This window comes from Desulforamulus profundi, assembly GCF_002607855.1.
In genome coordinates, this window is record NZ_AWQQ01000091.1 from 91556 (window position 1) to 103110 (window position 11555).

Genomic DNA, 11555 nt, shown 5'->3' on the forward strand with positions numbered 1-11555 from the left:
TCTACTGACATTATTGTAGTTTGCATAGCGTTAACAGTCAATGAAAAAATTGCATTTTGTTAACGTTCCGGGGAGCCATAGCGCTGGTTCACAAATTGTGATATAATTAGGCTTGTAGAAATAAAGTATCTAAATCATCAAGTTATTAAATAAATAATTAAAAGGTCTCTGGCAAGTCATACGATAAAAGGAAATCACCAATATAATATAGCATAAAAATAACTTATACTTATAAGTAGTGACAAATTTTTATGGAATGGTAGCCAGGAGTGATAATTAATGGTGGGAAAGCGTCTGCGTTTGTTGCGGACCAACCGTGATATTACTCAAAAAGAGCTTGGAAAAATGCTGGGAGTCGGAAAAGCAACAATTTCACAATACGAAAGCGAAACACGCAAGCCTGACACAGACATGCTTAGACGAATTGCGGATTATTTTGGAACCTCCATTGATTATCTGGTGGGGAGGACGGATTACCCGAGGATGGCGGCCGTCGGGGAAATACAGGGTTATTATTTGACGGTACCGGGAAAGGACGATCGCCTGCGCAACATCCTGGAGGACCCCAGAATACTCGACCTCCTCCTCTACGTACCCGACCTGAATGAAGAGGAAAAGGAGCTTTTGACCGAACACTGGCAAATAGTTTTATGTGCCATTAAGAAGAAGTGTATACAATGCAGGAAAAATGGCGAGCCCGGCAAAGGGAAAACATCTGCCTGGTTAAAGTGTAAATTATTACTATATTTCTCCCAAAGCACCCGTAGTTTTCTCACATTGAATAATCTGAGAAAGCCCGGGGTGCTTTTTTAATGTGATAAAAAATATCACTTTATTCCAGCAATCTAAAAAGCTACAATGATTTTGGAATGAAGTGGTAATTGCTATGCAAATAGTATTTAATACGCTTATGGCTATTTAAAACTGACCTACTGCTTGCGGAAAAAATTCAACCTGATCATTAACAAGAAGAAAGTATTTCGCCTTTGTAAAGAACTGCAGGTGCTACGGCCGCAGCGAAAGGTCAAAACCAAGCACCCCAGGAGGTTGGCATGTAACCGGGTCATTACAGGTCCCAACCAGTTATGGGAAGTACAGATGTAAAATATGGCTATATCACCGGCGAAAACATGTTCTTCTTTATCCTTTTAAAGCGCCAGCTGTACGAATCGGAAGAATTTCCGGTAATCAGGTCCGATAACGGCCCGCAGTTCATCAGCAACCTTTTTGAAGGGACCTGTGTAGAGCTGAATATTGAGCACGAGAGGATACCATTCAAGACACCCAATGATATCGGAGCGTTCTGAGAGAGCCAGCATTATTTTGACAGCCAATCTGGAGTTTTCAAGCTGGACCGACCTTTTTGAAAATGAAATTATGGTCGCCGCCTTGATTGACAGGGTTACCTTCCGCTCGCATATGCTCCATATGAATGTCAAGGATTCCTATCGATTGGAACAGACGATATTAAACGGAAAAAGGGGCTGAAAATTATGAATAGAGTTATTGTTACTGACGAACCGATATATGACGACGCATGCTGGCATCTATCAAGGAGCTGGAAGCCTATGAGCTCATCGGAGCTCTTCTGGGTTACACCAAAAATCTTGAGGCTATGGTACTTGAACTGAGGCAGGAGGTAAATGCCCTTATCCCTCCACTTAAGCACAAGCCATATGAAAACATTCACAGCGATATTTACGAGGTGTTTGACGATTATCCGGCATGCCAAAAATTCAAGCAATTATTCGAGAAGGTAATATCTGTCTGTCTCCCCAAAGTTGTCTGGCCAACTGCCACGCACCTAACAAATGGTCCTTTAGTTCCTGATCCGGATGGCTTTTTAAAGGTGGCAATATTCCACTCACCCCCTTAATAAAGGGGCCCCACCTCTGTTTAATTTCAGGTGGGGCTTTTATTAAATTAGGATAATTCGTTCCTGGGGGCTCTCCCAATAACCTTTTAATTTTACGTTGAGCTCCTGTCCTTGTGTCTCGGTTAAAAGGTCGCCGTAGTTTAAAACTTCTCTGTCATCATTCATTTGCAAAGGAACCTTTTCTTTTAAATAGTTCACTAAGTCCAAAGCTTATCGTGTAATAGCATTTATGCTCATAGACCATTTGACTTAACTGATGAAACAATTGTCTATTTTCCATGGTTACATATAAGGATTATTTTTAAAAATAAATATTGTGTATAAATAATAGGTTCGGAAAGAACCTCTATCGAAATTTATAAAAAAAATTCTTAAACTAAACCCATTTTATCAAATCATTAGGTCAAAAAAGCGGAAAGTATGTCGAATAGGGAAATAAAATATCAAAGCATCTCGACTTTGAAAAATTTTTCACCAAAACTAAAGCCGTAATCCTTTTTCATAGGGATTACGGCTTTCTACTTTTTATTTGAAATAACATCTATAGTCTATTTAGTGCTTTTCCAATAGACTTCAGCAATTACAAAAAATTTTTGGCGGACAGGTCCCATTAGCCTCTCTTTGGGAAAGTATATTCTTAGTCGTTTGATACTCTAAATTTTTTCAACCCTCACCGCACATACTTTATATTCTGGAATCTTTGATTTAGGGCAGCGGGCACTGTTTGTCAGTTTATTAACAGCAACCTCCGGGAAATGGAAAGAGGCAAACACCATGCCCTCGGGCACAGTATCCGAGAGATTGACGGTTACTCTAACTTCTCCTCGCCTCGAAACGACCTTTACTTGGTCCCCCTGGCAGAGGTTAAGCCCTTCTGCATCATAGATATTCATTTCCAGTTGCTCCACAGGGCAAACTTCCACTAAATCGGTACGCAATGTCATGCTGCCGGTATGGTAATGGAACAGCCGCCGGCCGGTGTTTAATACCAGCGGGTATCGCTGGTCCGGTAATTCGTCGGGCGGAAGATACCCTGCGGCATGGAACTTCCCTTTGCCCCGGACGAACTGTCCCTTATGCAGGAATTGGGTGCCCGGGTGGTCTGATTGCGGGCAGGGCCACTGGATGCCCTCCTTTTCCAATCGGTCATAACGAATCCCGGCATAGGAGGGGGTCAGGGCAGCCATTTCATTGAAAATTTCCTCCGGTTTCTGGTAGCTCATAGGCGTGCCGAGGGCCTGGGACAGGGCACAAATGATTTGCCAGTCGGCTTTGCTGTTACCCATCGGTTGGACGGCCTGCCGCACCCGCTGCACCCTGCGCTCGGTGTTGGTGAAGGTGCCGTCCTTTTCGGCAAAGCTGGCCGCAGGCAGCACCACGTCTGCCAATTTGGCTGTTTCCGTAAGGAAGATATCCTGCACCACCAGGAAGTCCAGGTTGTTTAAGGCCTTTTCCACATGATTGGCATCGGCGTCGGAGATGAGCGGGTTTTCCCCCACGATATACATGCCCTTAATGCTGCCTTCCAAGGCGGCTTGCAGCATTTCCCCGACGGTGTATCCCGGTTGATCAGGGAGGGGTCCGCCCCAGGCTTCACTGAATTTCTGCCGGCAGGCCTCGTCCGCCACCAGCTGGTAGCCGGTCAGAAACTGGGGCAGTGCCCCCATGTCGCAGGCGCCCTGGACATTGTTTTGCCCCCGCAGGGGATTGATGCCTGTGGATTCTCTTCCGATCTGACCGCAGAGCATGACCAGGTTGGCAGCCGCCAGGACGTTGTCGGTGCCGCAGACATGCTGGGTCAGTCCCATGGTGTATAAAAGGGCGGCCTTACCGGCAGTGGCGTAGGCCCGGGCCACCTGCCGGATGGTGTCTGCCGGGATTCCCGTCACTTCCCCGGCATATTCCGGGGTATAGGCCTGCACAGCCTCCACCAGTTCCTCAAAACCCTCGCACCGGCGTTCTACAAACTCTTTGTTCCAGAGGTTTTCATCTAAGATAACCTTGGCCAGGCTGTTCAGCAAAGCAATGTCCGATCCCGGTTTAATTTGCAGGTGTATTTGGGCCAATTCCGCCAGTTCGGTTTTCCTGGGATCCACCACCACCAGCATGGCCCCCCGTTGGATGGCCTTGCGTATGCGCAGGGAAATGACCGGGTGGGCCTCGGTGGTGTTGGTGCCGATGGCCAGGATCAGGTCAGCCCCGGCAATTTCCTCGATTGAGTTGGTCATGGCCCCGCTCCCCGTGGCAGCCGCCAGACCGGCGACTGTGGGGGCGTGTCAGAGGCGGGCACAGTGGTCAATATGATTGGTTCCCAGGACCGATCTGGCTAATTTGTTCAGCAAATAGTTTTCCTCATTGGTGATACGGGCGGAGGCCAGTATCCCGATGGCCTGGCCGCCATGGTCCTGCTTGATCCGGTCAAAGCGCCGGGCCACCGCTTCCATTGCCTCTTCCAGGTTGCTTCTTGCAGTTCTCCGTTTTTTCTCACCAGCGGGTTGACCAGACGTTCGGGATGGTGAATAAACCCGTGGCCGTACCGCCCTTTTACACACAGGTGGCGCCCGTTAACCCCTTTGCCTGCGGCGTTCGCCCCCAGAACCCTGCCGTCTTTCACCAGCAAGTTGATCTGGCAGCCCACACCGCAGTAGGGACAGGTGGTGGGTATAGAGCTTGTTTCCCATGGACGCCCTTTACCGGTCCTTTGTTTTTCGGAAAGTGCCCCAACGGGGCAGACTTCCACACAGGAACCGCAGAATACACAGCCTGCGTTTCTTAAACCGCTGTCCATGGGGGTGGCAACTTTGGCGTTAAAGCCCCGGAAGCTGAAATCAATAACACTGCGTCCCACCACCTCGGCGCAGACCCGTACACACTTGCCGCACAAGATGCATTTATTCATATCCCGGACGATGAACGGGTTATCACTTTCCAAGGGGTAGGTACGGCCGGCTCCCAAAAAGGCCCCTTTGCGGACGCCGTAGCGGTAGGCATATGTTTGAAGCAGGCAGTCTCCGGCCTTCTCGCAGGTTAAACAGTCGTCCGGGTGATTGGCCAGCAGCAATTCCAGGATGGTGCGCCTAGCTTCCAGAACCTTTTCAGATTCGGTATAAACTTCCATGCCTTCCCGGACCTCGGTGACACAGGAAGCGGGCAGTTTTCCCCAGTCCTTCACCTCTACCACACAAATGCGGCAGCCACCGTAGCGGGTCAACTCCGGGTCGTGGCAAAAGGTAGGGATATGGATGCCCAGCCGTGCCGCAGCTGCCAAAAGGGTGGTTCCCCCGGGAACAGTCACTGGCTTATCGTTAATGGTTAATGTTATATCTGACACGGATTATCACCTCCTTAGGCCCGTACAACAGCCTTAAACTTGCATTTGTTCAGGCAGACGCCGCATTTAATACATAGACGATCGTTGATGGTGTGAGGCTGCTTCTTTTCACCCTGAATGGCCTGAACCGGGCAGTTCTTGAGGCACAGGCCGCAGCCCCGGCAAAGGCTGCCGTCAATGCGATAATGAACCAGTGCAGAACATACTCCGGCAGGACAGCGTTTTTCAATAATATGTGCCATATATTCATCCCGAAAATAGTTCAGGGTGGACAGAACAGGATTGGGGCAGGCCTGTCCCAGTCCGCAGAGGGAAGTGTTTTTAACCACCCGGCAAAGCTTTCCAGGTCATCCAGATCTTTCATGCTTGCCTTGCCCTGGCACATGCGTTGCAGGATCTCCAGCATGCGTTTGGTGCCTTCCCGGCAGGGACTGCATTTACCACAGGATTCGGCCTGGGTAAAGGCAAGGAAGAAACGGGCCACATCCACCATGCAGGTGTTCTCATCCATAACGACCATGCCCCCGGAACCAATGGTGGCTCCCGCCGATAACAGGGAATCAAAGTCCACCGGGAGATCCAGGTGCTGTTCCGTCAAACAGCCGCCGGAGTGTCCCCCCAGTTGAACGGCCTTAAAGCCTGACCGTCGCGAATTCCTCCGCCGGTGCCAAATATAATTTCCCTCAAGGTTTGCCCCATAGGCGCCTCAACCAGGCCGGCATTGGTCACCGCCCCGCTTAAGGCAAATATTTTGGTCCCCGGGGATTTCTCGGTACCCCTTTTTCTGTATTCTGCCGCACCGTGTCGGATAATGAAAGGCACGTTGACCAGGGTTTCCACGTTGTTCAATACCGTGGGTTTCTCCCAGAGTCCCTTTTCGGTGGAACAGGGAGGCTTCACCCTGGGCATACCCCTTAGTCCTTCAATGGAAGCCTGCAGGGCGGTTCCCTCACCACAGACAAAGGCCCCTGCCCCCTCCTTTAAATAGACATCGAAGTCAAAACCGGAGTTTAAAATGTTGCTGCCCAGCAGACCGTATTGCCTGGCTTGCTCAATGGCGGTTTTAAGTCTCTTGATGGCCAGGGGATACTCCGCTCGGCAGTAAATATAACCCACCTTTGCCCCCACTGCATAACCGGCAATCAGCATCCCTTCCAGTACCGCGTGAGGGTCTCCCTCCAGCACCGAGCGGTCTATAAAAGCCCCCGGATCCCCTTCGTCGGCATTGCAGATAATATATTTGATGTCTCCTGCCGCCCGGCGGGCGGAGGCCCATTTTTTGCCTGTAGGAAAACCGGCTCCACCCCGGCCCCTGAGTCCGGACCGCTGGATCTCCTCTATGACCTGTTCCGGTGACATCTGTTGCAATACCTTAACCAGGCCCTGGTAACCGCCAGTGGCCACATACTCAGAAATTTGCTCGGGGTCCACGTGCCCGCAGTTGGCCAGTAAAACTCGAGTTTGCCGGGCATAAAAGGGGATTTGGCCGAAATGGGGATAAGGTGTTCCGGCAGGATCATGAAAAACCAACCGCTCCACGATTTCTCCGTTCATTAAATGACGGGTCACAATATCCTTAATGTCAGTTGGTTTAACCTTGACATAAACCACGTCTTCCGGTTGAACCTGTACAATGGGACCGTTTTCGCAAAAACCCAGGCAGCCGGTCCTTTTAACCCTTACCCTTTCAGTCAGACCTGTACAGTCTAGTTCCTGTTTGAGCTGATCTGCCAGCTGGACGGAGCCTGAGGATATACAGCCTGTACCGCTGCAGACGATGATTTGTCGTAATTCTCCCCCGGCGGGTACCCTGACATTGTTGACATAATGCTGCCGTTTATCCTGACAGCCCTTATCATCGTGACAGAAAGGCCCCCGGGTACGACAGGTGATATAGTCTGAACAGGGCGCCGATGAGGTATGGACACACTTGGGACAGCAGTTGTCCATCAAATTCAACATTTTTTTACTTCCCCCTATTCACAGCCTGCGATTCTTTTTACCGCTTTGTCAGGGGTTAACTGCCCCTCGGTTTCTTCGTTTACCGTTATTACAGGGGCCAGCCCACAGGCTCCCAGGCAGGCGACTGTTTCTAAGGTAAATCGCAAATCCTCGGACGTTTCCCCGGTTTCTACCCCCATGTAACTCTTTATGGCCTCCAGCACCTTACTGCCGCCCCTGACATGACAGGCAGTTCCCTGGCACACTTTGATGATGTTGCGTCCCCTGGGTTTTAAATGGAATTGGGAGTAAAAGGTGGCCACGCCATAGGTCCTGGAAAGCGGTATTTTAAAACCGGCGGAGATTTGCCGCAGAAGTTCCGGCGACAGATAGCCGAACATTTCCTGGGCCTGCTGCAGCACCGGAATCAAGGCTCCGGGCATATCTTTATAGTGTAAAAGCAATTCCGCCAGCTTGTTTTCCTTGCTCAAACAATGGCTTTCCTTCACCGATACACACCTCCCGATGTCATTTCACAGTGACTATTGTACTATTTTTATGAACAAAGTTCTATCGTCAATGTACCTTCCTGTCGAAAAAAGAGTAAGATTGACGAGCCAGGGCTTATTTCACAAAGTTTGCCCCCTTGTTTTTAATACAAATTAAAAGGCCGGCAAAAAACCGACCTTTCGTGGCTGTTATTAGCTTTAATCGTTACTTTCCGTACCGGTAACGTTATTTTCTTCCTGAACCTCTTCGGCTTGCTCTTCCTCTGCTTTCTTTTTGGCCCTTCGCTTTTTAAGCCAATCCACTATTTTAACGATGGAAACGCTGAGCTCAAACAGCAGGTACATGGGTGCGGCCATCATCAAGGGCGTAATAATATCCGGGGATGGAACCAGAACGGCGCCCGCCACAACGGAAATGAGGATGGCCATTTTCCGTTTTTTCACCATCCACTCGTAATTGATGACCCCCAATTGGGCTAAAATGAATACCGCCAGGGGAAGTTCAAAAATAATCCCAAAGGGCAAGATAAACATCATGGCAAAGGATACATAATTACCAATGGTGAGCATGGGCAAAAGCTCTTCACCGCCAAAGTGAAGCAGAAACTTTACCCCCATGCTGAACACCGTATAAAAAGAAAACAAAATGCCGCCAATAAAAAACACGTAGGACACTACCACAAAAAGGGTGAAATAAACCCTTTCCACCTTGCGCAGTGCCGGCATAATAAAGGACCAAAATTGCCACAGAATCACAGGCAGGGCTGCCAGGAAGCCCAGAAAAAAGGAGAGCTTGATTTTGGTCATCAGGGCTTCCATGATGCCAATATAATGCATCTTATTGCCGGTGGCAAGGACCGGCTGGAGAATGATTTCCAGTATACGGTCGCTAAAAAACCAGCATACACCGGCCATAATGACGGTGGCCACCAAAGAGATGATCAGCACCCGGCGGAGTTCCTCCAGGTGCTCCATCATTGTCTGGTCTTGATCTTCTAACAAGACGGATACCCCCTTCTGCTCTGCAAGTTACCCCTGTTATACCTGCTGTCTCCTGTCACCCCGCCGGTATCCCTCAGCCTGGGCCAACTGATCCAATTCAACAGTGGCTAAGTCCTCACAAAACAGATCCACTTCCCCGCACACCCGCTCATCTATGGTTTTGAGATAACTTTTGCATCGTTCGCAAAGATATATACGGTATTGTTTACTGTCCTCCATGGTAATAAACGAAGCCTGGGAAGCATTTTCATCCTTACAATAGGGGCAGCCGAGTCTTCTGTAACGCCATTCGGTTTCACACCGCCCGCAGTACAGCTTGCGGTAGCCCTCCTTGCCGGCCAGCTTGGCCATGGTGGCTGATCGCCGCAAACAGGACAATGACCCTGCATCCAATCATTTAATTGAACTTGTTCTAAAACAGCCTCTCCGTAGGTTTTGAAAAACGGTTTAAAGGTCACCCGGGCAATAAAGTCCAGGAGGTCAACCGGGACCTCCAGTTGTTTGGCCCACTTAACCAGTTGACCGTCCACCTTAAAGAGTGAGGTGATGAACGCCTTTCTCTGGGATTCATCCACTTCCTCCAGGGCCTTTAAAAAAGCATCAGAAACAGGCTGTGGGCCGGCCTGCCATTTCTGGCAAAACCGGGCCACAGAACAAAAACGTTCATATACCTTTTCCCAGGGAAGTTCCGGTGGAACCAGCGCTAGGGCTGCTTCCCCCTCTTCCCACTGCTTTAGTTGTTGAGGATCCAAAACCACTTTCCACTCTAATGCCTCTGTGTCATTTTCCAGTTCCATTACTTCCAAATAAAAGTTCGCCAGCTTTTCCATGTTGTTCTTCATCTCCATTAGAGCAGCTCCTTTGAGTTCCTTTTAGGCTGTTGCCTTGTGATGGTGTTCCTCATGTTCTAAAATATTAAAGTTTTCTGCGATAAAGCAGTACGCCAGGCAGCCGATGGCCACCAGACCGATACTGAAGGCCCATTCCATAACGGAGGGGAAGTACCAACCGCCAAGGGCTGCAGACATCCCGGTAAACACAACATTCATGCGGTTGAAAATGACCCCGCCGCTGACCAGCACACCAAACGTTATGAGGCCCTTGCGGGTGTTGCTCATGCCGCTGAAGGCGATAAAGATCGGGATGATGACGCCAAGGACGATTTCCAGTAAGAACATGTTGCCTTCCAGATTGCCCTTAAACATAAGGCCAATGACTCCACGATTGGCCAGGTCGTAAAACTTCAGTGCCAGGTAAAGAATCATAAAGACCCCGGCAATCCGAACCAGTCCCCGTAAAACATGAATGGGAACTTCATGCTTGAAGGCCTTCCCGGCTAGGGCGGTTTCAATGCAGGTCATGGCGGGTCCTACAAAGAAGGAAGACATCAGGAAAAGCAAACCGATGTAAGGTGACCACCACAGCGGGTAAAGTTTATCCACCATAATCAGGTACAGCGCACCCAGAGAGGACTGGTGCAGGGTGGGGAAAATAATACCCACGATTAACAACACAGGCAAAGCCTTCTTAAATATGTTGTGGTATTTGGTACCGACCTTTTCGGTTACAATTTCACCAAATTCCAGCACCTGAACGGTGGTGTAGCAGGACACGCACCAAAACACTTCAAACAGTACGGAGCGTGACCCCAGGATACAAAGGGGCGCCAGAAGTTAAACCACTGGCCGATGTCCATAAACAGCCCGGCCATGACTAACAGGTAACCCAACATTGAAGTTAGCATAGCACTACGGGCAATGGCATGATATTGGTTTCTGTGCAGTACGTGTACGATAATGGCCGTACCGTAACCACCGCCGGCCAGGGCCACACCGGTCAGTACGTCGAAGCCGATCCAAAGGCCCCAGGGCCACTTGTCATTTAAGTTGGTTGCTGTTCCCAATCCTGTGGCCAGGCGGTAGACCGCCACGACGATGGCAAGGCCGGCCAGCAGGAGTAATACTTTGCGGGCGGGAGTCATGGTAAACTTCCACTTGTATTCCGCAATTTCCTTTAGCAATCCTTTATTTGCCGACATTATTTTTCCCCCCAATAACCTCTTTTTTTCCGCTGCCTACATGTGAACATCTTTGCCGCTCTCGGAGGCAATCTGTTCACGACGTTTGGTATAGTGGTACAGGACCGTCAATAAGGTACCCCAACCCACTGCGATAATCGGTGTCCACTTGAGGAAGTTGTGGGAGTACTCCGGCAACGGTCTGGTACCCAGATTGCGACGGAAGCCAAAGGTTTCAAAGGGCACGTCGGAAATATACAGCCAGGAGGTACCACCGGCTTCTTTCTCACCCATTACGTGTTTGATATAGTTCGGGTTGCTGTTGATCCGGCCCCAGGCCTCTTTGAGCAGTTCATCCCGCTCGCCGAACTTCAATGCTCCGGTAGGACAGGTATCCACACAGGCCGGAGTTAAACCATAGCCAAGGCGGTCATACTTGCCGTTGGGATCAAAGCAGAACTGGCACTTTGCCACCAGCGGAAACACTTTATCCCACTCGTATTTCGGAACATCAAAGGGACAAGCCAGCATGCAGTAGCGGCAGCCCACACAGAGGTGTGGATAGTAAACAACCGCACCGGTTTTGGCATCCCTTTGCAGTGCCTTGGCAAAACAAGCCGAGGCGCAGGCCGGATGGTCGCAGTGCATACACTGGCGCTTGGCAGATCTTATTGTGTAGTCATTGTCTTTCTCTTTCTTAACAACTTCAATCCGGACGGTGGTATAGGTATAGCCGTCCATCTCCGGCGGGCTGGTAAGGCCGTCTTTAAACACCGGGTTGCTGGACGGCAGGTCGTTCCACTGTTTGCAGGCCACCTGGCATGCCTTGCAACCCATACATCTGGTTATATCAACTAATACACCTTTTGCCACTTTTTA

At 49.8% G+C, this 11555-nt stretch carries 9 protein-coding genes and 4 pseudogenes; 5 read left to right on the forward strand and 8 right to left on the reverse strand.

Annotated features, from left to right (window positions below; translation table 11 throughout):
• The first annotated feature begins 279 nt into the window (after positions 1-279).
• The 5 genes and pseudogenes from P378_RS14510 (at position 280) to P378_RS14530 (ending at position 1876) form a co-directional block, all read left to right on the forward strand.
• Positions 280-813, forward strand: coding sequence for a helix-turn-helix domain-containing protein (locus P378_RS14510; protein WP_099083748.1), 534 nt, complete (start codon positions 280-282; stop codon positions 811-813).
• A gap of 105 nt (positions 814-918) precedes the next feature.
• A pseudogene (locus tag P378_RS24295) lies at positions 919-1104 on the forward strand (IS3-like element ISHahy4 family transposase); the annotation flags it as partial.
• Positions 1086-1307 (forward strand): hypothetical protein, encoded by a 222-nt coding sequence (locus P378_RS14520; protein WP_099083750.1) that lies wholly within the window; start codon positions 1086-1088, stop codon positions 1305-1307. The pseudogene P378_RS24295 and the gene P378_RS14520, both read left to right, overlap by 19 nt.
• Positions 1308-1323: 16 nt before the next feature.
• Positions 1324-1488, forward strand: coding sequence for an ATP-binding protein (locus P378_RS14525; protein WP_238473267.1), 165 nt, complete (start codon positions 1324-1326; stop codon positions 1486-1488).
• 49 nt (positions 1489-1537) lie between these two features.
• Positions 1538-1876, forward strand: coding sequence for a hypothetical protein (locus tag P378_RS14530; RefSeq protein ID WP_099083751.1), 339 nt, complete (start codon positions 1538-1540; stop codon positions 1874-1876).
• 653 nt (positions 1877-2529) lie between these two features.
• Here the strand turns inward: P378_RS14530 and fdhF are convergent.
• From fdhF to P378_RS14565, 8 genes and pseudogenes are all read right to left on the reverse strand, one after another.
• Positions 2530-5207: pseudogene (gene fdhF, locus P378_RS14535) on the reverse strand (formate dehydrogenase subunit alpha).
• Positions 5208-5221: 14 nt separating this feature from the next.
• A pseudogene (locus P378_RS14540) lies at positions 5222-7169 on the reverse strand (NADH-ubiquinone oxidoreductase-F iron-sulfur binding region domain-containing protein).
• Between the two features lie 14 nt (positions 7170-7183).
• The gene (gene nuoE / locus P378_RS14545) at positions 7184-7657 is read right to left on the reverse strand and encodes an NADH-quinone oxidoreductase subunit NuoE (protein WP_238473268.1); all 474 of its coding nucleotides are present in this window, start codon (positions 7655-7657) and stop codon (positions 7184-7186) included.
• Between the two features lie 198 nt (positions 7658-7855).
• Positions 7856-8659, reverse strand: coding sequence for a twin-arginine translocase subunit TatC (gene tatC / locus P378_RS14550; protein ID WP_099083752.1), 804 nt, complete (start codon positions 8657-8659; stop codon positions 7856-7858).
• A 36-nt stretch (positions 8660-8695) separates the two neighbouring features.
• Positions 8696-8878 carry a hypothetical protein gene (locus P378_RS24550; protein WP_476588333.1) on the reverse strand — a complete coding sequence of 61 codons (183 nt, stop codon included), beginning with the start codon at positions 8876-8878 and terminating at the stop codon, positions 8696-8698.
• Complete coding sequence (locus P378_RS24555; RefSeq protein ID WP_476588334.1) at positions 8812-9507, reverse strand: hypothetical protein; 696 nt, start codon at positions 9505-9507, stop codon at positions 8812-8814. Before P378_RS24555 ends, P378_RS24550 begins: the two co-directional genes overlap by 67 nt.
• Positions 9508-9531: 24 nt before the next feature.
• Positions 9532-10697, reverse strand: a pseudogene (gene nrfD, locus P378_RS14560) (NrfD/PsrC family molybdoenzyme membrane anchor subunit).
• 36 nt (positions 10698-10733) lie between these two features.
• Positions 10734-11549 (reverse strand): 4Fe-4S dicluster domain-containing protein, encoded by an 816-nt coding sequence (locus P378_RS14565; RefSeq protein ID WP_099083753.1) that lies wholly within the window; start codon positions 11547-11549, stop codon positions 10734-10736.
• Between the last annotated feature and the right edge of the window lie 6 nt (positions 11550-11555).